The following is a 20411-nucleotide window of genomic DNA, read 5'->3' as shown; positions in this document are numbered from 1 at the left end:
CTTCTAACTTACTCTCTTCATTTCCTCTTGTCAAACCGGCCACAGGGGACGTATTTGCCGAGAGAATAACGATCGAAAGCTCGTCATCGATCCCATCCGGACAGCAGGAATACCTGCCATCAGTGAAGGATCTGTGTCACCGGGGCGTCTCCTGCAGGTCCTTGTTCAGTCCCTGCCTGGCGCGTTCCTTGTCGGCAACAGGTGAATACATTACGCACCCCCGGTCGCACCGTCAAATCGCGGGGATCCCGGGCGTGTCGCACCCGACTCCCCTGGTAGATACCGGGATGGCCGCCTAGACCGTCCCGCGCTCCACGATCTCGGTTGGCAAGGTGACCCGGCCGGCAGGGCGACCGTCGATCTCGTCGATCAGCAGCCGTACCATCTCCGCGCTCACGCGGTCGAACGGCTGCCTCACCGTGGTGAGAGGCGGGCTGGTCTCCAGCGCGACGGGCGCGTCGTCGAAGCCGGCGACTGCGACATCCTCGGGGACAGCGATGCCCGCCGCGGCAAGCACCTCCATCGCGCCCGCCGCCATGAGGTCGTTCGAGCAGAACACGGCGTCGAACGGCACCTCGCGCGAGATCAGCTCGCGCATCGCGCGTCTGCCGGACTCGCGGCTGTAGTCCCCGTAAGCCACCAGCTCGTCGGCGTACGCGTCCCCCAGCACCTCGCGGAAGGCGCGCAGTCGCGATGTGCCGCCGGAGGTGTCCTGCGGCCCGGCGATGTGCACCAGGCGGGTGCGGCCTTTGGAGCGCAGGTGCTCGACCATGGCGCGCGCGCCGCCCTCGTCGTCCGCCGTGGCGTGACCCACCTGCTCCTCGAAGCCCAGCGGGACACCCGCGAAGATGACCGGCAGGCGCGACTCGAGCAGCGTGCGGAGGAACTCCTGGCTGTCGCGGTGGGTGGAGACCACCAGCGCACCGTCCACGTGCCCGCTGGTGAGGTACTCGGTGGCGCGGCTCCGCTCCTCGAGCGTGTCCGCCATGATGAGGATGAGCGTCATGCCGTGCTCGGCGAGCGCGTCCGCGCACGCGCGGAGGATCTGCAGGAAGTTGGGGTCCGCGAAGAACCGCTCGTACGACTCGGTCAGCAGGAAGCCCACCGAGCCGGTCCTGCTGGTCGCGAGCGACCGCGCGTGCGGGTTGATCCGGTACCCCGTGGAGCGGATCGCGCGCTCGACCTGCTCGCGCGCGCCGTCCGAGACCCAGTGACCGCCGTTGAGGACGCGGGAGACGGTGCCCCGGGAGACCCCGGCCTCGCGGGCCACATCGTCGATGGTGGGCCGGCGGCCTCGCAGCTTCGTCACTGGTACCTCTTCTCGCTTCGCTACCGAGTATGGACTAGAACCGCTCCCGGCGTGAACGGCTCGCGGAGCGTCGAGCGCAACCCCGCCCGCGCATCGTCCCCACGCAGAGATGCCACGAGGGGCCCCGGCGATGCCGGGACCCCTCGTGAGCGCGATCCCCTTAGCGGGCGCCCGCGCGGCGCTTGTTGTAGACGTCGAACGCCACCGCGAGCAGGAGCACCAGGCCCTTGACCACGGCCTGCACCGACTGCGGCACGCCCATGAGCTGCATGCCGTTGGACATCACGGCCATGATCAGACCACCGACGATGGCTCCGGTCACGCGACCCACACCACCGGTGACGGCGGCGCCACCGATGAAGCAGGCGGCGATCGCGTCGAGCTCGAACATGTTTCCTGCCGCGGGCTGAGCCGCGTTGGAACGGGCCGAGAACACGATGCCGGCGACCGAGGCGAGCACGCCCATGTTGAGCATGACGCCAAAGTTGATCCACTTGACCTTGACGCCCGAGAGCATCGCGGCGGACAGGTTGCCGCCGATCGCGTAGACGTGGCGACCGAACACCGTGCGGGTGGTGACCAGCGAGTACGCGATCACCAGGACGGCGAGCAGGATCAGCACGTTCGGCAGGCCACGTGCGTTGGCGAGCTGCCAGGCGAACCACATCACCACGGCCGCGACGGCCACGAGCTTGGCGATGAAGAGCGGGAACGCCTCGACCGTCTGCTCGTAGGCGATGCGGGACGCGCGGGTGCGCCACGCGGAGAACGCGTAGCCCACGACGGCGATGCCGAACACCACCAGCGTGAAGACGTCGTAGCCGTTGCCGCCGAGCAACCCGTTCTGGAAGCCGGCCGCGATGTTGCGGTACGGCTCCGGGAAGGGCGAGAGCGACACGTTGTTGAGCACCAGCAGCGTGAGGCCGCGGAACATGAGCATGCCCGCGAGCGTGGTGATGAACGCCGGGATGCCCACGAAGGCCACCCAGAACCCCTGCCACGCTCCGATCACGACGCCGCAGGCGAGGGCCGCGAGCACGCCGACCCACCAGGGCATGTCGTTCCTGATGACCAGCACCGCGGAGACGGCGCCCGTGACGGCGACCACCGAGCCCACCGACAGGTCGATGTGGCCGGCGATGATGACCATCACCATGCCGATCGCGAGGATCAGGATGTACGAGTACTGCAGCACCAGGTTCGTGACGTTCGCCGGGCTGAGCGACGTACCCTCGGTGAGGATCGCGAACAGCGCGACGATGGCGACGAACGCGATGTAGATGCCGCTCGTCCGGAGGTTGCGGGTGAGCAGCTCCCGGAAGTTTGCGGTGCCGGTCATGCCCGGACCTCCTTGTCCTTGGTCGACTTCTCCTGAGTCATCAGGGTCATGAGCTTCTCCTGCGTCGCCTCGGCCACCGGCACCTCGCCGGTCACCACGCCGAACGCGAGGGTGTAGATGCGGTCGCACGTGCCGAGCAGCTCGGGCAGCTCGGACGAGATGATGATGACGGCCTTGCCGGCCGCGACCAGCCGGTTGATGATCGTGTAGATCTCGTACTTGGCGCCCACGTCGATACCGCGCGTGGGCTCGTCCAGGATCAGCACGTCCGCGTCCGAGTAGATCCACTTGGACAGCACGACCTTCTGCTGGTTGCCGCCCGAGAGGTTGCCGACGGTCTGCATGACCGTGGGCGTCTTGATGTTCATCGAGGCGCGGTACTCCTCCGCGACCTTGATCTCCTTGTTGCCGTCCACCCAGCCGCGCTTGGCGAGCTTGAACAGGGCGGCGGCGGAGATGTTGCGGCGCACGTCCTCGATGAGGTTGAGGCCGTAGCGCTTGCGGTCCTCGGTCGCGTACGCGAGGCCATGCTTGATGGCCGAGGAGACGTCGGTGACGTTGACCTCCTCGCCGTGCATGTACATGCGGCCCGTGATGTCACGCCCGTAGGAGCGCCCGAACAGGCTCATCGCCAGCTCGGTGCGGCCTGCGCCCATGACGCCGGCGATGCCGACGACCTCGCCCTTGCGCACGTTGAAGGACGCGTTGTCGACCACGATGCGGCCCGGCTGAGTCGGGTGGTAGACGGACCAGTCCTCGACGCGGAACAGCTCCTCGCCGACCACGTGCTCGCGCGTCGGGTACCGGTTGGTGAGGTCGCGGCCGACCATGCCGCGGATGATGCGGTCCTGGATGCCGGCCTGGCCCGCGACGTCGATGGTCTCGATGGTGTGGCCGTCACGGATGATCGTGGTGCGGTCGCAGATCTCCTGGATCTCGTTGAGCTTGTGGGAGATCATGATCGACGTGATGCCCTGCTCCTCCTTGAGGTTGCGCAGGAGCTGGAGCAGGTGCTCCGAGTCGTCGTCGTTGAGGGCCGACGTGGGCTCGTCGAGGATGAGGAGCCGCACGTCCTTGGACAGCGCCTTCGCGATCTCGATGAGCTGCTGCTTGCCGACGCCGAGCTGGTTGACCGGCGTCGTGGGGTTCTCGTCGAGCCCCACCTTGGCGAGGAGCTTGGCCGCCTCGTGGTTGGTGAGGTTCCAGTCGATCATCCCGCCGGCGCCGCGGCGCTCGTTGCCCAGGAAGATGTTCTCCGCGACCGAGAGGTACGGGATGAGCGCGAGCTCCTGGTGGATGATGACGATGCCCTTGGACTCGGAGTCCGGGATCGAGTGGAACTTCTGGACCTCGCCGTCGTAGACGATGTCCCCTTCGTAGGTGCCGTACGGGTAGACACCCGAGAGCACCTTCATGAGCGTCGACTTCCCGGCGCCGTTCTCGCCGCAGATGCCGTGGATCTCTCCCTCGATGACCTCGAGCTCGACGTCAGAGAGGGCCTTCACGCCGGGGAAGACCTTGGTGATCTTCCGCATCTCAAGGATGTGCTTCGGCATGTCTCACCTCCGATGGTGATGGTGGGTGGAAACAGGACTGGGTGGTGGCGCCGGCCCTCGCGGGCCGACGCCACCGGTCGCGTCAGGAGGCCTGACCCGACGCCACTTCCTCTTCCGTCCAGTAGCCGGAGTCCACGAGGAGCGACTGGATGTTGTCCGCGTAGACGATGTCCGACTCGAGCAGGTAGGAGGGAACGACCTTCACGCCGTTGTCGTAGTCCGTCGTGTTGTTCGCCTCGGGCTCCTCACCGTTCAGGTAGGAGATCGCGGCGGTGACCGACTGGTCGGCGAGCTTGCGGGTGTCCTTGAAGATCGTCGCGAACTGGGTGCCGTCCGCGATGAGCTTCACCGAGGCGATCTCGGCGTCCTGGCCGGTGACGATCGGCATGCCGTCCGCGATGGCCACCGGGTAGCCACCGGTCTGCTCGAGGGCGGTCAGGATGCCGCGCGAAAGGCCGTCGTAGGGCGACAGCACGCCGTCGACCTTCTTGTCGGTGCCCACGTAGGTGCTGGTGAGGATGTCCTCCATGCGCTTCTGCGCGGTCTCCTGGAGCCAGCGGAGCGTGGCGACGGTGTCGAAGTCGGTCTGGCCCGACGGGACCACGAGCACGCCCGAGTCCAGGTAGGGCTGGAGCACCGACATGGCGCCGTTGAAGAAGAATCCGGCGTTGTTGTCGTCCGGCGAACCCGCGAAGAGCTCGATGTTGTACGGACCCTCGTCGCCGGTCTCGTTGCCCTCGGCGTCCAGGACGCCCAGGCCCACGAGCAGCGACGTCGCCTGCTGCACGCCGACCTCGAAGTTGTCGAAGCTGACGTAGAAGTCGACGTTCTCGGTCTCGTTGATGAGGCGGTCGTAGGCGATGATCGGGATGCCAGCGGCCGCGGCGGCCTCGAGCTGGCCCGAGAGCGTGGTGCCGTCGATCGAGGCCACGATCAGCGCCTTGACGCCGTTGGTGATCATGTTGTCGATCTGCTGCTGCTGGGTCGGGATGTCGTCGGCCGCGTACTGCAGGTCGACCTCGAAGCCGGCCTCCTCCAGGCCCGCCTTGACGGCGTCGCCGTCAGCGATCCAGCGCTCGGAGGTCTCGGTGGGCATCGCCACGCCGACGGTGCCGCCCTCGGCCGCGCCGCCACCGGCACCGCCGGACGCCGACTCCTCGGTCGAGCTGCCCGCGCCACCGCCGGAGCATGCGGCGAGGCTGATCGCGACCGCCGCACCGGCACCGGCCGCCAGGAACTTCCTGAACTTCATATCTCCTCCTCGAGATACCGGTCCGCGCCGTCGCGGACCGTGCGATTCACATCTTGTTTGCGTTCACACGGCGAGTCAAACCCATTCCGTCACGATGCGATCACAAGGGCCTCAGACCTTGAATTAAATAGGTCTACCAGGAATTTTGCTCCGAGGCTGGGAGCGGTTCCAGTATTCAGACACCAGATGTCGGTAATCGAACGGGCCCTCGTCGGGACCAAAGGCCCGGGGGACGATGCGCCGGTTCCGGACAGATCGACCCGGCCCGGGCATCGTCCCCGGGCATGAAGAAAGGCGCGGGCCCCGGCGATGCCGGGACCCGCGCCGTCACGCGTCCGTGGGGTCAGCGACCGCCCATGGAGTAGTACGCGTTGTTCCACCGGATCTGCTGCTCGAAGCCCTCGTAGGTGGTGTCCTCGTCGATGACGAGCAGCTCGATGCCCACCATCTTGGCGAAGTCCTTGATGACGTCCACGCCGATCTGGGTCGACATCGCGGTGTGGTGCGCGCCGCCGGTCTGCAGCCACGACGCGACGGCCGTGGTGAAGTCGGGACGAGGCTTCCAGACCGCGTGGCCCACGGGCAGGTGCGGCATGGGCTCGGGGAGGTCGACGTTGTCGACCACGTTGGCCACCAGGCGGAAGCGGTCGCGCATGTCGGACAGCGCGACCACCACGGCCTCGCCGGCGTCCGCGGTGAAGACCAGGCGGACCGGGTCCTCCTTGCCGCCGATGCCGAGCGGGTGGATCTCCAGGCGCGCCTTCTTCGAGGACAGCGCGGGGTTCACCTCGAGCATGTGCGCGCCGAGCGACAGCTCCTCGCCGGGCACCAGGTGGTACGTGTAGTCCTCCATGAGCGAGGAGCCGCCGGGCAGGCCCGCGCCCATGACGGCGCACAGGTGCACCAGGATCGCGGTCTTCCAGTCGCCCTCGGCGCCGAACCCGTAGCCGTCGGCCATGAGGCGCTGCACCGCGAGGCCGGGGAGCTGCTTGAGCCCGCCGAGGTCCTCGAACGTGTCGGTGAAGGCGCCGAAGCCGCCCTCGACCAGGAAGGAGCGGAGCCCGACCTCGATGGCCGCGGCGTCGCGCAGCGACTGGTGGCGCTCGCCGCCGGGCAGCAGCTCGGGGACCACCTCGTACTCGGCGAGGTAGACCTCGATCAGGGCGTCGACCTCGGCGTCGGTGACCGCGTCCACGCGCTCGACCAGCTCGTTGACGCCCCACGTGTTGATCTGGGCGCCCAGCTTGACCTCGGCCTCGGTCTTGTCGCCCTCGGTGACGGCGACGAACCGCATGTTGTCCCCGAAGCGCGCGACCTTGAGGCTCTTCGCGGCGTTCGCGCCGGTGGCGGCGCGCGACCACACGCCGATGCGCTCAGACACGGCCGGCGTCGACGGGTGGCCCACCACGGTGGTGCGCGGGACCCCGAGGCGCGACTCGATGTACGCGTACTCGCGGTCGCCGTGAGCGGCCTGGTTGAGGTTCATGAAGTCGAAATCGATGGTCGCCCAGGGCAGCTCGCGGTTCGCCTGCGTGGCGAGGTGCAGCAGAGGCTTCTGCAGGGCGTTGAGGCCCGCGATCCACATCTTCGCCGGGGAGAAGGTGTGCATCCAGGTGATGACGCCGATGACCTTCGGTTCGGCGTTCGCGGCCATGATGGTCTCGAGGATCTCGTCGCGCGACTTCACCACGGGCTTCCACACCACGGTGACCGGGATGTCGCCGGACGCCTTGAGGGTCTCGACCACCTCGGTGGACTGGTCGGCGACCTGCTTGAGGACCTCGTCGCCGTAGAGGGTCTGGGATCCGGTGAGGAACCAGACCTCGAACTCGGCGAGGTTCGGAACGATGCTGCTCACTTACATGCCTCCCTGCGGCTTCTGGCCGTAGACGTTCTGGTAGCGGTCGAAGAGCGCGTCGATCTTGTCCTGCGGGATCGGAACGAGCGCGCCGCCCTGGCGGGCGATGTGGGTGGTCTTGGCGACGTCCTCGCACATGACGGCGGCCTTGACGGCGTCGCGCGCGTCCTTGCCGATGGTGAAGACGCCGTGGTTGGCCATGAGGACCGCGCGCGAGCGGTGGCCCTCGAGGGTCTGCACGATCCCACGGCCGATCGAGTCGTCGCCGATGATCGCGAACGGGCCCACGGGGATCTCCCCGCCGAACTCGTCCGCCATGCCCGTGATGTGGCACGGGATGGGCTCGTTGCGGGCGGCCCACGCGGTCGCGTAGGTCGAGTGCGTGTGGACCACGCCGCCGACGTGCGGCATCGCGCGGTACACGTACGCGTGGGCGGCCGTGTCGGAGGACGGGTTGCGGTCCGAGCCGGGCGAGCCGGGGACCACGTTGCCGTCGAGGTCGCACAGGATCATGTTGTCCGCGGACAGGTCGTCGTAGTCGACGCCCGAGGGCTTGATCACGAAGTGCTGGGTGCCGGGCACGCGCTCCGACACGTTGCCGGCCGTCCACGCCACCAGGTTGTAGCGCGTGAGCTCGGAGTGGAGGCGAGCCACCTTCTCGCGGCTCGCGCGGATCGCGCTGACCTGTTCGGGGGTGAAGCTTGTCACGGGTGGGTCTCCTTGCCTCTCTGCGGCCGCCCTGGCCGGTGTCGGCTGCCGCAGGGGTCCACCCGCGCGAGCGGATTCCGCTCCGTGGTCAGGCCCCTTTGCCGCAGCGTGTCGGTGGATGGTTTTAACGTTAACATACCGGCCCGGTCCGGGCCGCCCGGGGGCCGTTCGTCCTATCCGCCCCGCCTCACGTTAGTGGAGGGCCGCGCGGGTCGCGCGGCGAGGGATCGCGGGGGGACGATGCGCGGGTCCGGCAGTTGGACCGGTCGCCTCAGGCGGGGGCGGGGCCCGTCGAGTCGCGCACCACGAGCCACGGCTCGACGGGCTCGAGCTCGCCCGGCTCGCCGCCGTTGACGATCCGCATGAGCGCCTTGACGGCGCGCAGCCCCACCTCGGTGAAGTCCTGGTGGACGGTGGTGAGCGCGGGGTGCGCGTAGCCGGACTCCGGGACGTCGTCGAAGCCGACGATCGATACGTCGCCGGGCACCGACAGGCCGCGCTCCTCGAGCGCGTGGATCGCGCCGATCGCCATCGGGTCGTTCGCGCAGAACAGCGCGGTGACGCCCTCCTCCATCGCGAGGCCCGCGCGGTAGCCCGCGTCCGCGCTCCAGTCGCCCTCGAGGATGGGCAGCTCCTCGAGGTCGCGCTCGCGCAGGAACGCGAGAAACGTGTCCCGGCGCAGCTGCGCCTCGGTGAGGCCCGTGATGCCGGTGATGTGCTGGAAGCGGCGGTGCCCCAGGTCATAGAGGTGCTCGAGCGCGAGGCGCGTGCCGGCGACCTGGTCGACGGCGACGGAGCGCTCGGCGTGCGAGTTGCCGGTGAGGACGTAGAGGACGGGCACGTCGGTGGTGGCCTCGACGGCCTCGAGCACGTCGGGGTGCTGAGCCATCACCACGAGCGCGTCGACGGACCGCGCGAGCAGGAAGTCGAGCGCCTGACCCATGGACGCGGTCTCCCACGACGCGGTGGTGATGAGCGGCTTGAACCCCACCCGCTTCGCGGCATGCTCGATCGCGTACAGCGTGCTGGTGGGCCCGAAGTGCGGGGTCTCCGGCATCACCACGCCGATGACCTCGGACCGGCCGGTCGCGAGCGCGCGGGCGGCCATGTTGCGGCGGTAGCCCAGCTCGGAGATCGCCTGGAGCACGCGCTCGCGCGTCTCGGGGCGGATGCCCGGGAAGTCGTTGAGGACCCGGGACACGGTCTGGTGGGACACGCCCGCACGCGCCGCGACATCGTGCATGCTCGGGCCCCTGCCCGACTTGCTCAGCGAGGCTGGACGCTCCGTGGTCATGGCCGTCAGGCTATCCCACCGCGTGCAGGCAGGACGTGGGGCCGCGGTCCCGGCAACCGCCCGGCGGCGCCCCGCGAGTCCTGCGGCGACCGCCCGGCGGCCGCCCGGCCACTCCCACGGTCACGCGCGACGCAGGTGACGCGTGCGACGGAGGTGACCGGCGCATCGTCCCCTGCGCCCCGCCCGTCACAAGCGCCATTGGCAGTCGCGCGCCTCGGGACCCGGGTCCCGTTCCGCTCACGCGATGTTGACGATAACATGTTGACGATAACAAGCATCCGGCGACCCGGGCGCGGCACGGCCGCCGCGCCGCGAGCGCCGTGGGAGCATGGAACCCGTACGCCGGGGCCGTGCCCGCACGTCGCCCGCGCCCGCCGCATCCGATGGAGGAACAGTGATCGACATCCCCTCGCCCGAGTCCACCGCTCAGGCCTTCGAGGACCGCTACGGCCGCCGCCCCGACGGCGTGTGGTCGGCACCCGGACGCGTCAACCTCATCGGCGAGCACACCGACTACAACGACGGCCTGGTGTTCCCCTTCGCGATCGAGCGCCGCACCTGGGCCGCCGTGGGCCGCCGCGAGGACCGCGTGCTCACGGTCCACTCGGGCGCGATGCCCGAGCCCGCGCAGGCCTCGCTCGACGCGCTCGACCCGGAGCTCTTCGACGGCTGGAGCGCGTACGTGTTCGGCGTGCTGTGGGCCATGGAGCAGCGCGGCGTCTCGCTCGAGGGCCGCACCGGCTTCGACATCATGCTCGCCTCCGACGTCCCGCTGGGCGCCGGGCTGTCCTCCTCCGCCGCGATCGAGTGCGCCGTCGCGATCGCGCTCAACGACGAGTGGGACCTGGGCCTCACCCGTCGCGAGCTCATCTACATCTGCCAGCTCGCGGAGAACGGCGCCGTGGGCGCCCCCACCGGCAACATGGACCAGACCGCGTCGCTCATGGGCGAGGCGGGTCACGGCGTCCTTATCGACGTGCGCGCGGAGACCGCGGACCCGGTCGCGCTGCACTTCGGCGACGAGGACCTCGAGCTGCTGGTGATCGACACCCGCGTCCACCACGAGCACGCCACCGGCGGCTACGGCGCGCGCCGCAAGTCCTGCGAGGACGGCGCCGCGGCGATGGGCGTCGGCTCGCTCCGCGACCTGTCCGAGACCGACCTGCCGCGCGCGGCCGAGGTGCTCGACGACGAGACCTTCCGTCGCGTCAAGCACGTGGTCACCGAGAACGCCCGCGTCGCACGCACCGCCGAGGTGGTCGCGGCCGACGGCCCGCGCGCGATCGGCGACCTGCTGGTCGCGTCGCATGCCTCCATGCGCGACGACTTCGAGATCTCCGTCCCCGAGCTGGACCTCGCGGTCGAGACCGCCCTCGCGCACGGCGCGATCGGCGCCCGCATGACCGGCGGCGGGTTCGGCGGCGCGGCCATCGCGCTCATCGACGCCAACCGCGCCGAGGAAGTGGGCGCCGCGGTCGAGGCCGCGTTCGCCGACGCCGGCTACACGGCGCCGATCGTCTTCGTGGTCAACCCGTCCGCGGGCGCCCACCGCGACGCCTGACCCGACCCCCGCATCGTCCCCCACCAGAAGGAGAGACATGTCCTGGCTTGTCACCGGCGGCGCCGGCTACATCGGCGCGCACGTGGTGCGCGCGCTCAAGGCGGCTGGCATCCAGCCGGTCGTGATCGACGACCTGTTCAGCGGCGTCGAGAGCTTCGTGCCCGCCGACGTGCCGTTCATCAAGGCCTCGATCCTCGACACCGCGACCGTCGAGCGGACGCTCACCGAGCACGGCGTCACCGGCGTGATCCACTGCGCCGGTTACAAGTACGCCGGCGAGTCCGTGAAGTTCCCGCTGCTCAACCACTCGATCAACATCGAGGGCACCCGCTCCCTGCTCGAGGCCATGGAGCAGGCGGGCGTGACGCGCCTGGTGTTCTCCTCCTCCGCGGGCGTGTACGGCAACTCCGGCGTCGACGTGGTCACCGAGTCCACGCCCACCACGCCCGAGTCGCCGTACGGCGAGTCCAAGCTGATCGGCGAGTGGATGATCCGCGACCAGGTGGTCGCCAGCACCATGGCGGGCGCGCCGCTCGCGGCGACCAGCCTGCGCTACTTCAACGTGGTCGGCTCCGGCTACCCGGACGTGTGGGACGCCTCCCCGCACAATCTGTTCCCCAAGGTGCTGTTCGCGATCCAGGCGGGCAAGGCGCCGCAGGTCAACGGCACCGACTACCCCACGCCCGACGGCACGTGCGTGCGCGACTACGTCCACGTGAGCGACCTCGCGGCCGCGCACGTAGTCGCGGCGCAGCGCCTCGAGGCCGGCGAGACGCTCGAGCCGGTCTACAACCTGGGCTCCGGCGCCGGCACGTCGGTGCGTGAGATCGTCGACGCGATGGTCGCCGCCACCGGCACCGACCAGGCCCCCGTCGAGGGCCCGCGCCGCCCCGGCGACCCCGCGAAGATCGTCGCCGACGGCACGCTCGCCGCCCGCGACCTCGACTGGCGGATGCGCTACACCGTCCAGGAGATGGTCGACAGCGCCTGGGCCTCGCACCCCAAGGGCTGACCCCGCCCTTCAGCTCGCCCCGCACGGCCTCCGTGCGGGGCGAACCTGTGTGCGCACCTGCGCGCGCGCCCGGGACCCGCGGCACTGGCCCGCGTCCGGAGCGCTCGCTAGATTGCGCCTCAGCCCCCACCCCCACCCCGCATCTCCCCCGCATCAAGGAGCACCATGAGCATGTTCAGCTGGACGCTGCACGGGGACGGCAAGCACGCCGCCCCCGGCAAGGCCGTCGCCCCCGACGAGCGCCTCACCTACCCCCGCACCTTCGGCATCGGCGCGCAGCACGTGCTCGCCATGATGGGCTCGACCCTCCTGGTGCCCGCCCTCACCGGCATGCCCGCCTCGACCACCATGTTCTTCAGCGCGATCGGCACCGCGCTGTTCCTCACCATCACCCGCAACCGCGTCCCCAGCTACCTGGGCTCGAGCTTCGCGTTCATCGCGCCGCTCGCGGCGGCGGGCGTGACCTCCGCCAACGGCCCGCTCGACGCCGCGACCATCGGCAAGGGCCTGGGCGGCATCCTGCTCGCGGGCATCCTGCTCGCGATCGTCGGCCTCGTGGTCGCCCGCTTCGGTTCGGGCTGGATCGACAGGTCGATGCCGCCCGTGGTGACGGGCGCCGTGGTCGCGCTCATCGGCCTCAACCTCGCGGGCGCCGCGAAGAACCAGTGGGCCGCCAGCCCCTGGACCGCCCTGGTCACGCTGTCCGCGACGCTCATCGCCATGGTCGCGTTCAAGGGCTTCCTCAGCCGCGTCGCGATCCTCTTCGGCGCCGTGGTCGGCGGCGTCTTCTCCGCTGTGCGCGGCGAGTGGACCACCGCCCTCGAGAGCTTCGGCGGCGAGACGGCCGTCGAGCACATCGCCGACGCCGACTGGTTCGGCATCCCCGCCTTCCACACGCCCACGTTCGACGGCACCGTGCTGGTCGCGTTCGTGCCCGTGGTGATCATCCTCATCGCGGAGAACATCGGCCACCTCAAGTCCGTGTCCGCGATGACCGACCGCAACCTCGACCCCGAGACCGGGCGCGCGCTGTTCGCGGACGGCGCGGCGACCGTGGTCGCGGGCCTCGGCGGCGGCTCCGGCACCACCACGTACGCGGAGAACATCGGCGTCATGGCCGCGACCCGCGTCTACTCGACGCTCGCCTACTGGGCCGCCGCGGCGGTCGCGCTGGTCCTCAGCCTGGTGCCCAAGTTCGGTGCGATGGTGGCCGTGATCCCCGTGGGCATCCTCGGCGGCCTGTCCGTCCTGCTGTTCGGCCTCATCGCGGTCCTCGGCGCGCGCATCTGGGTCGAGGCGAAGGTCGACTTCACCAACCCCGTCAACCTGGTCACCGCCGCCGTAGCGCTCATCATCGGCACCGCGGACTTCACCGCGACCGCCGGCTCGATGGTGTTCAACGGCATCGCGCTGGGCGCGCTCGCCGCGCTCGTGATCTTCCACGGCCTGGGCTGGATCGCCCGCAAGCGCGGTACCCACGTGGTCGCCTCGCCCGCCTTCATCGAGGGCGACGGCCAGTAGCGGAGGGACGATGCGCCGGTCGCCGTGGCAGGGGGCGGCCGGCGCATCGTCGCGTCCGGACCCGGATGCGACCCCGCCGCGGCCTACTCTGGAGCGATGGAACCCTTCGCCCTCGCGCACGGGACCCAGGTGCGCACCTTCAGCGTCGAGGATGACGGCTGCACCATCGTCCTCACCACCACCGACACCGCCCAGCCGGACCGGCCGCCGCACGTGGGCTACGAGGCGTGCGAGTCAGACGCCGAGGCCCAGGCCGTGTTGAACAAGCTGGTCCACGACCTCCAGCGACAGGGCTGGATGCCGGTGGGCTGAGCTCAGTCCCAGCCGAGCTCGTGCAGCCGCTCGTCGGAGATCCCGAAGTGGTGCGCGATCTCGTGGACCACGGTGATCGCGACCTCGTCGCGCACGTCCTCCGCGTCCTCGCACATGCGCAGCGTGGGGTTCATGTAGATGAGGATGCGGTCGGGCAGCGCCCCGCCCCAGAGGTCGCCCCGCTCCGTCAGCGCGACGCCGTCGTACAGCCCCAGCAGCTCCTTGTCGTCCCCGTCGGGCTCGTCCTCGACCAGGATCACGCAGTTGTCGATGAGGTCGAGCAGCTCCCCCGGCACCTCGTCGATCGCGTCCTCGACGGCCTTCTCGAAGTCCTCGCGGGTCATCTCCACCATGGCCGTCATGCTCGCACGCCCCGCCAGCCCGCGCATCGTCCCTGCTAGGCGCTCGATTGGATTTTTTGCTCCGTTACCCCTATAGTTTTCTAGGCCTCGACGCAAGGAATCCAAGCGTGGAAGCGAGCCCTCATCGTCTAGCGGCCTAGGACGCCGCCCTTTCACGGCGGTAGCACGGGTTCGAATCCCGTTGGGGGTACGGAGTCGGGTTCCAGATGGTCTAAACTTCATACGTCTTGCTCGCGGAAACGCGAGAATCAAGGCCCTGTAGCGCAGTTGGTTAGCGCGCCGCCCTGTCACGGCGGAGGTCGCGGGTTCAAGTCCCGTCAGGGTCGCGGTACGCGAGCCCCTTCTCACGGAGGGGCTTTCGTCTCAAGTAGGGGGACGCCCCTGCGCCAAGGCTCTGTAGCTCAGTTGGTAGAGCGCACGACTGAAAATCGTGAGGTCACGGGATCGACGCCCGTCGGAGCCACCATCAAGCCCCCGGAGGATCGCCTCCGGGGGCTTCGCTGATCCCGGGGCGCGGGCTCACCCGTTTGCGTTCGCCTGCCGATACAGGATTGACTAGGGACCATCCTGCCTGGAGGTGACGCATGTCCGACAACTTTGGCCGCTACTTCGTCAACGCGATCGTCGCCGGCCTGCTCGGCCGCATCACCGCCGTCATCAAGACGGAGATCGAGCGGGCCAAGAAGGAGATCGCCGCCAAGCTCAAGGGGATCGGCGTCGGCATCGGGCTGATCGTCGCCGCCGGGGTCTTCGCGTTCTTCATGGCGGGCGTGCTGGTGGCCGCGGCGATCCTGGGCCTCGCCACCGTGTGGCCCGCGTGGCTGGCCGCGCTCACCGTCGCCGGCGGCCTCCTGCTGATCGTGCTCATCCTGGTCCTGATCGGGTCGAGCCTCATCAAGAAGAACAAGGACCTCACGCCGCAGGAGTCCATCGACAACGTCAAGTCGGTGGTCGGGCTCAGCTGACGGGCCTCCCCGTCTCCACGCGCGGCGCATCCGTGCGTGCCCGTGGCCTGCGCTGCGCGAGCCACACGCCCGCCAGCACCACCACGGCGCCCACGGGCTCGTACCAGTGCATCTCCTCGCGCAGCACGGTGATGCCCAGCACCGTCGCCACCACGGGCACCACGTAGGTCACCGAGGCCGCGGTGGTCGCTCCGGCGAGCTTCACCACCCGCCAGAACAGCACGTACGTGAAGCTGGTGCCGAGCACACCCAGCGCCAGCAGGCCCCACAGCACCTCCGAGGACGGCGCGAACGTGCCCGCCTCCGGGGCGGGCGCGGCGACGGCGAACGGCAGCAGCAGCACCGCCGAGATCGCGATCTGGACGGCGGACAGCTGGGTGGGTCCCTGGTCCACGCGCGTGAGGAGCATCCGCGACATGGTGGACCCGATGCCGTAGCACGCGGTCGCGGCGAGCATGAGCGCGGCGCCGAGCAGCGGGATGCCGTCGATGTTCCACGCGCCGAGGAGCACCGCGATCCCGAAGGTGCCGAGGACCAGCCCGGCCACCTGGGTGCGCGTCGCGCGCTCGTGCGGGATGAGCAGCGCGACGAACAGCGCGGTCCACAGCGGCGTGGTCGCGTTGAGCAGGCTCGCCAGGATCGACGTGATGTGCTGCTGCGCGAGCGGGATCAGCACGAACGGCACGGTGGACAACCCGAGCGCCACCACCCCGATGCGCAGCACGTCGCGGATGCCGAGGCGTGGACGGCTGCGCGTCACCAGGAGCATGCCCCACAGCACCGCCGCGCCGATGAGCACGCGCCCGAACCCCACCTGCACGGGCGTGAGCCCGCGCAGCGCGATCGAGATGAAGAGGAAGCTGGATCCCCACGAGACCGCGGCCACCACGAAGGCCGGGACCCACGCCCTGGCCGGCGCGGCCGTCATGAGGCGACCCCGGCAGCGTCCCCCGGCCGCTCCCCCTCGAGCGCCAGCATGGCGGCCTTCATGGCGACCCCGCCGTAGCCGTAGCTGCCGAGCTCGCCGCCGGACTTGACCACGCGGTGGCACGGGATGAACGGCGCGATGTTGTTGCGCGCGCACGCGGTGCCCGCCGCACGCATCGCACGCGGGCGGCCGGCCATCGCGGCGAGCTCCTGATAGCTGACCGAGGATCCCGAGGGGACGGTGCGCAGCTGCGCCCACAGCTCCTGGAAGAACGGGCCGCCCTCCTGGTGGACGGGGACGCGGGTGATGGCGTCGCCGTCGCCGGCGAGCCATGCGTCCACGGCCTCCGAGACCCGGGGCAGATCGCCCTCCACCCAGCCGCGCGCCTGCAGGCGCACCGGCAGCGCGGCGACGGTGTCGCGCATGGAGCGGAAGCCGGACGAGCGCACCACGCCGTCCTCGGGCGTGACGAGCGCGGTGAGCACGCCGAAGGGCGTGGGGAAGGACGATGCGACGAGCGGGCTGTCGGTCATAGCGGCAGGCTACGTCCTGGGTCCGACAACGCGATCGCGGCGACCGGACATGGCTCGGTCGCGACGGGTCGCGGTACGCGTGTCACGCCCCCAGGTCGGGGGCGTGTTCTCCTCAGCGGCGAGGAGGGAAGGCCCTCAGCGGCCTTCCTGGGCGGCGGCGAGCAGCGCCTGAACCTCGGCCTCGCGGAAGCGGCGGTGACCGCCCAGCGTGCGGATCGAGCTCAGCTTGCCGACCTTCGCCCAGCGGGTGACGGTCTTGGGGTCGACGCGGAAGATCGCTGCCACCTCGGAAGGCGTGAGCAGCTTCTCGGGCTCCTGGATGGTTTCAGTCATCAGTTTTCATCCCTCAGTCATCTGTCGATGCGCCTCGGGGGAGGCTGTGTGCGGTATGAGACGCCCGACGTAAGCGATTATGACGGCCGAACGTCAAGTTTTCCGGTATATGCGATATGTGTCACATTCCGGCGTGTCGGCCCACCGGCGTGTCGCGGCCGGTCCTGGGGGTTCGTCACGCGGCCGCCGAACGAGGCCGCGACCGCCGCGGGCGGCCCCCGGAAGGAGGTCGCAACGTACTGGACACGCGTTGTAAAGTAGGGCAGGAATGATGAGGCAGCGCCCGCTGAGAGGCGCGCGAGACCGGGAGGGACGGCGGACATGGGGCGAGGCCGTCAGAAGGCTAAGGACGCGAAGATCGCTCGTCAGCTCAAGTACACCAACCACGGTGGAGACCTCCGTGAGCTGGAGCGCGAGCTGATGAACCGCGACGGGAGCGCGTCCGTTCCTGCTGCAGCACCCTCCGACGACTCCGACGAGTACTACGACCGCTGGGCGGACGACGAGGACTGATCCTCGGGTCCCCACCCTCGGCCGGCACCGGCCACCCTCACGCGCCTGCCGTCAGGCGACCCGGTACTCCCCGGTGAGCAGCACCGAGCCGCCGTCCACGCCCTTGGCGCCGCGGACCACGTCCGGTCCCACCGGCAGCGACGGGTCGGCCACCACGGTGCCGAGCTCCCACGCGGGTACGCCCGCGGCCGCTGACGCGGCGATGAGCGCGGGCGCGTCGGCGGGAGACACCACGGCGACCATGCCCACGCCCATGTTGAGCGTCGACTCCAGGTCGTTCCACGGCACCTTGCCCGCGGCCTGGACCACCGCGAACACGGCGGGCAGGTCCCACGCGTCGCGGGCGACGGTCGCGGCGAGGCCGCGGGGCAGCACGCGCGCGAGGTTCGCGGCGAGCCCGCCGCCGGTCACGTGCGAGAAGGCGCGCAGGCCGGGCGTCGACCCGGCGAGCGCCACGCACAGCTGCGAGTAGATGCGCGTGGGCTCGAGCAGCTCCTCGCCCACCGTGCGTCCCAGCTCGGGGAGGGTGGTCGACAGCTGCCAGCCCGCGTGCGCGACCACGGACCGCACCAGCGAGTAGCCGTTCGAGTGCAGGCCGGAGGACGCCATGGCGACCACCACGTCGCCCGCCTCCACCCGGTCGGGTCCCAGCAGCTCCGAGGCCTCGACCACGCCGATCGCGGCGCCCGCGACGTCGTAGTCGTCGGGCTCCATCACGCCGGGGTGCTCGGCGGTCTCGCCGCCCACCAGCGCGACGCCGGCCATCTCGCAGCCCTCGGCGATGCCGCGGACGATGTCCGCGATGCGCTCGGGCACCACGCGGCCGCACGCGATGTAGTCGGTCATCACCAGGGGCTTCGCGCCGCACACCACGATGTCGTCGACCACCATCGCGACCAGGTCCTGGCCGATGGTGTCGTGGACGTCGAGGGCGCGCGCGATCACGATCTTGGTGCCCACGCCGTCCGTCGAGGACGCGAGCAGGGGGCGCTCGTAGGACAGCAGCGCGGACGCGTCGAACAGCCCCGCGAACGCACCTACTCCCCCGAGCACCTCGGGACCGTGGGTCTTGGCGACGGCCGCCTTCATCAGCTCGACGGCCTTGTCGCCCGCCTCGGTGTCGACGCCGGCGGCGGCGTAGGTGATGCCATCGGTCATGTTCAGGCCTCCACGGGCTGGGACACCAGCAGGTGCCTCGCGTTGACGGGCGGGTCGACCGGGTACGTGCCGGTGAAGCACGCGGTGCACAGGCGGGACTCCGCCTGCTCCGTCGCGGCGAGCATGCCCTCGAGAGAGATGTAGCCGAGCGAGTCCGCGCCGATCTCGTCGCGGATCTCGTCGAGCGCGTGCCCCACTGCGGCGAGCTCGTCGCGCGTGGGAAAGTCGATGCCGTAGAAGCACGGCCACTGCACCGGCGGCGAGGAGATGCGCACGTGCACCTCCGCGGCGCCCGCCTCGCGCAGCATCGCGACCAGCGCGCGCTGCGTGTTGCCGCGCACGATCGAGTCGTCGACCACCACGAGGCGCTGGCCCGCGATGACCTCGCGCAGCGGGTTGAGCTTGAGGCGGATGCCCAGCTGGCGCAGCGTCTGCGACGGCTGGATGAAGGTGCGGCCCACGTAGGAGTTCTTCACCAGGCCCTGGGCGAACGGGATGCCGGACGCCTGGGCGTAGCCCACCGCCGCGGGGGTGCCGGACTCGGGCACCGGGATCACCAGGTCGGCCTCGACCGGGTGCTCGCCGGCGAGCGTGCGGCCCATCGCGAGGCGCGCGGCCTGCACGGAACGCCCCGCGATGGTGGTGTCGGGACGCGCGAGGTACACGTACTCGAAGATGCAGCCCTTGGGGTCGGCGTCCGCGAAGCGGCGCGAGCGCACGCCCGACTCGTCGATGACCAGCAGCTCGCCGGGCTCGACCTCGCGCACCAGCTGCGCGCCCACGATGTCGAGCGCGGCGGTCTCCGACGCGAGCACCCAGCCGCCGCTCTTGAGCTGGCCCAGCACCAGCGGCCGGAAGCCCTGCGGGTCGCGCGCCGCGTACATGCGGTGCTCGTCCATCCACACGAAGCAGAAGGCGCCCTCGACCTGCGGCAGCAGGTCCATCGCAACGTCCTCGAGCGAGTCGAAGCCCTCGGCGCCCAGCAGCGCGGTCACGATCGCCGTGTCCGTGCACTTGCCGCCCTTGAGGTCGAGGCGCTTGGCCATGCCCTCGCGCTCGATCAGCAGGTCGAGCAGCTCCTGCACGTTGGTGAGGTTGCCGTTGTGGCCCAGCGCGATGGTGCCGTGCGCGGTCGGGCCGAGCGTGGGTTGCGCGTTGGCCCACACGGACGCGCCGGTGGTCGAGTAGCGGGTGTGGCCCACGGCCATGTGGCCCTGGAGCGCCTCGAGGGCGCCCTCGTCGAACACCTGCGACACCAGGCCCATGTCCTTGAACACCAGGATGTTGTCGCCGTTGGACGTCGCGATGCCGGCGGACTCCTGTCCGCGGTGCTGGAGCGCGTAGAGCCCGAAGTAGGCGAGCTTGGCGACCTCCTCGCCTGGCCCGAAGACGCCGAACACGCCGCATTCGTCCTGCGCGGGGCGCTCCCCCGGGAGGACGTCGTGGCCCAGGCGGCCGTCGCCGCGCCGGGCGGTGTGCGGGGTGCCGTCGAGGCGACGCTCTCTCATCGGCCGGGCTCCGTTCGGGGGGACGATGCGCGGTCGAGGCTTGTCGCCACCGCGCCTCCGACCACGGCGCCGAGCAGGCACAGCCCGAGCGCCAGGACCAGGAACACCACGAAGCGTCCCACGCCGGTCGAGTTGGGAAGGAAGGTGGCGAGGATCGCCGCGAGCAGGATGCCCGCGCCCACGCCCGTGCCGATGAAGCTCCCGAACCGCGGCGACCGCCTCACGGTCGCGGGTACGGCGAGGCCGGCGAGGTCCTCGGGCAGCGGCTCGGGGACATCGGATGCGCTCTCGTGCGGGGGGAGGTCGCTCACGCGGCAATTCTAGGCGCTGGCCGTCCGGCCCAGGAACGGGTGACGTGCGTGGGAACCCTGCCGCCGCATCGTCCCTGC

Annotated in this window: 20 protein-coding genes and 3 tRNA genes; 9 read left to right on the top strand and 14 right to left on the bottom strand. The window is 70.2% G+C overall.

Annotated features, from left to right (window positions below):
• Nucleotides 1–295: 295 nt before the first annotated feature.
• The 7 genes from AOM05_RS03890 to AOM05_RS03860 form a co-directional block, all read right to left on the bottom strand.
• Entirely contained in the window at nucleotides 296–1309 is a 1014-nt protein-coding gene (locus AOM05_RS03890; protein ID WP_062519567.1) for a LacI family DNA-binding transcriptional regulator, read from the bottom strand.
• Between the two features lie 160 nt (nucleotides 1310–1469).
• On the bottom strand, nucleotides 1470–2648 hold the full coding sequence (mmsB, locus tag AOM05_RS03885; RefSeq protein WP_062519565.1) for a multiple monosaccharide ABC transporter permease: 1179 nt from the start codon (nucleotides 2646–2648) through the stop codon (nucleotides 1470–1472).
• Nucleotides 2645–4204: a multiple monosaccharide ABC transporter ATP-binding protein gene (gene mmsA / locus AOM05_RS03880; RefSeq protein WP_062519564.1), complete on the bottom strand. Its 1560-nt coding sequence runs from the start codon at nucleotides 4202–4204 to the stop codon at nucleotides 2645–2647. The genes mmsB and mmsA overlap by 4 nt, the downstream gene beginning before the upstream one ends.
• An 82-nt stretch (nucleotides 4205–4286) precedes the next feature.
• Nucleotides 4287–5456, bottom strand: coding sequence for a multiple monosaccharide ABC transporter substrate-binding protein (gene chvE / locus AOM05_RS03875; RefSeq protein WP_062519562.1), 1170 nt, complete (start codon nucleotides 5454–5456; stop codon nucleotides 4287–4289).
• A gap of 343 nt (nucleotides 5457–5799) precedes the next feature.
• Nucleotides 5800–7314, bottom strand: a complete 1515-nt coding sequence (gene araA / locus AOM05_RS03870; RefSeq protein WP_062519561.1) for an L-arabinose isomerase — start codon at nucleotides 7312–7314, stop codon at nucleotides 5800–5802.
• On the bottom strand, nucleotides 7315–8022 hold the full coding sequence (locus AOM05_RS03865; RefSeq protein ID WP_062290926.1) for an L-ribulose-5-phosphate 4-epimerase: 708 nt from the start codon (nucleotides 8020–8022) through the stop codon (nucleotides 7315–7317). It lies immediately after the preceding gene.
• A 271-nt stretch (nucleotides 8023–8293) separates the two neighbouring features.
• Nucleotides 8294–9316 (bottom strand): LacI family DNA-binding transcriptional regulator, encoded by a 1023-nt coding sequence (locus AOM05_RS03860; protein ID WP_228373191.1) that lies wholly within the window; start codon nucleotides 9314–9316, stop codon nucleotides 8294–8296.
• Nucleotides 9317–9710: 394 nt separating this feature from the next.
• Here AOM05_RS03860 and galK point away from each other — a divergent pair, with 394 nt between their 5' ends.
• From galK to AOM05_RS03840, 4 genes are all read left to right on the top strand, one after another.
• Nucleotides 9711–10877 (top strand): galactokinase, encoded by a 1167-nt coding sequence (gene galK / locus AOM05_RS03855; RefSeq protein ID WP_439644555.1) that lies wholly within the window; start codon nucleotides 9711–9713, stop codon nucleotides 10875–10877.
• Between the two features lie 37 nt (nucleotides 10878–10914).
• Complete coding sequence (gene galE, locus AOM05_RS03850; protein WP_062519559.1) at nucleotides 10915–11889, top strand: UDP-glucose 4-epimerase GalE; 975 nt, start codon at nucleotides 10915–10917, stop codon at nucleotides 11887–11889.
• 165 nt (nucleotides 11890–12054) lie between these two features.
• Nucleotides 12055–13410 (top strand): uracil-xanthine permease family protein, encoded by a 1356-nt coding sequence (locus AOM05_RS03845; RefSeq protein WP_062519558.1) that lies wholly within the window; start codon nucleotides 12055–12057, stop codon nucleotides 13408–13410.
• A 96-nt stretch (nucleotides 13411–13506) separates the two neighbouring features.
• Nucleotides 13507–13722, top strand: coding sequence for a hypothetical protein (locus tag AOM05_RS03840; protein WP_156165015.1), 216 nt, complete (start codon nucleotides 13507–13509; stop codon nucleotides 13720–13722).
• Between the two features lie 2 nt (nucleotides 13723–13724).
• On the opposite strand, the gene AOM05_RS03835 is transcribed toward AOM05_RS03840, so the two are convergent.
• Entirely contained in the window at nucleotides 13725–14075 is a 351-nt protein-coding gene (locus tag AOM05_RS03835) for a metallopeptidase family protein (RefSeq protein WP_062519555.1), read from the bottom strand.
• 126 nt (nucleotides 14076–14201) lie between these two features.
• Between AOM05_RS03835 and AOM05_RS03830 the strand changes: the two genes are divergently transcribed.
• From AOM05_RS03830 to AOM05_RS03815, 4 genes are all read left to right on the top strand, one after another.
• Nucleotides 14202–14274: transfer RNA gene (locus tag AOM05_RS03830), tRNA-Glu, on the top strand.
• 62 nt (nucleotides 14275–14336) lie between these two features.
• Nucleotides 14337–14410: transfer RNA gene (locus AOM05_RS03825), tRNA-Asp, on the top strand.
• 64 nt (nucleotides 14411–14474) lie between these two features.
• Nucleotides 14475–14550 (top strand) — tRNA-Phe (locus AOM05_RS03820).
• Nucleotides 14551–14668: 118 nt separating this feature from the next.
• Nucleotides 14669–15049, top strand: coding sequence for a phage holin family protein (locus tag AOM05_RS03815; protein ID WP_062519554.1), 381 nt, complete (start codon nucleotides 14669–14671; stop codon nucleotides 15047–15049).
• On the opposite strand, the gene AOM05_RS03810 is transcribed toward AOM05_RS03815, so the two are convergent.
• The 3 genes from AOM05_RS03810 to AOM05_RS03800 form a co-directional block, all read right to left on the bottom strand.
• Nucleotides 15042–15977: a DMT family transporter gene (locus AOM05_RS03810; protein ID WP_062519552.1), complete on the bottom strand. Its 936-nt coding sequence runs from the start codon at nucleotides 15975–15977 to the stop codon at nucleotides 15042–15044. The genes AOM05_RS03815 and AOM05_RS03810 overlap by 8 nt on opposite strands.
• The gene (locus tag AOM05_RS03805) at nucleotides 15974–16510 is read right to left on the bottom strand and encodes a methylated-DNA--[protein]-cysteine S-methyltransferase (RefSeq protein ID WP_062519550.1); all 537 of its coding nucleotides are present in this window, start codon (nucleotides 16508–16510) and stop codon (nucleotides 15974–15976) included. The genes AOM05_RS03810 and AOM05_RS03805 overlap by 4 nt, the downstream gene beginning before the upstream one ends.
• 135 nt (nucleotides 16511–16645) lie before the next feature.
• On the bottom strand, nucleotides 16646–16843 hold the full coding sequence (locus AOM05_RS03800; RefSeq protein ID WP_062290902.1) for a BldC family transcriptional regulator: 198 nt from the start codon (nucleotides 16841–16843) through the stop codon (nucleotides 16646–16648).
• 321 nt (nucleotides 16844–17164) lie between these two features.
• Between AOM05_RS03800 and AOM05_RS03795 the strand changes: the two genes are divergently transcribed.
• Nucleotides 17165–17356: a DUF3073 family protein gene (locus AOM05_RS03795; protein WP_062290899.1), complete on the top strand. Its 192-nt coding sequence runs from the start codon at nucleotides 17165–17167 to the stop codon at nucleotides 17354–17356.
• 51 nt (nucleotides 17357–17407) lie between these two features.
• Here AOM05_RS03795 and purM read toward each other — a convergent pair whose 3' ends face one another.
• Genes purM through AOM05_RS03780 form a run of 3 tightly spaced genes read right to left on the bottom strand, consistent with a single transcriptional unit; the run spans nucleotide 17408 to nucleotide 20333 of the window.
• Nucleotides 17408–18514 carry a phosphoribosylformylglycinamidine cyclo-ligase gene (purM, locus tag AOM05_RS03790; protein WP_062519549.1) on the bottom strand — a complete coding sequence of 369 codons (1107 nt, stop codon included), beginning with the start codon at nucleotides 18512–18514 and terminating at the stop codon, nucleotides 17408–17410.
• Nucleotides 18515–18516: 2 nt separating this feature from the next.
• A complete protein-coding gene (purF, locus tag AOM05_RS03785) occupies nucleotides 18517–20022 on the bottom strand; it encodes an amidophosphoribosyltransferase (RefSeq protein ID WP_062519547.1) in 1506 nt (501 codons plus the stop codon).
• Nucleotides 20019–20333, bottom strand: a complete 315-nt coding sequence (locus tag AOM05_RS03780) for a hypothetical protein (RefSeq protein ID WP_062519545.1) — start codon at nucleotides 20331–20333, stop codon at nucleotides 20019–20021. The genes purF and AOM05_RS03780 overlap by 4 nt, the downstream gene beginning before the upstream one ends.
• Between the last annotated feature and the right edge of the window lie 78 nt (nucleotides 20334–20411).

Origin of the sequence: Demequina silvatica (assembly GCF_000971215.1) — a bacterium.
Classification (GTDB): Bacteria; Actinomycetota; Actinomycetes; order Actinomycetales; family Demequinaceae; genus Demequina; species Demequina silvatica.
Note: the sequence above shows the minus strand (reverse complement) of the source record. Positions and strands in the feature narration are given on the sequence as shown.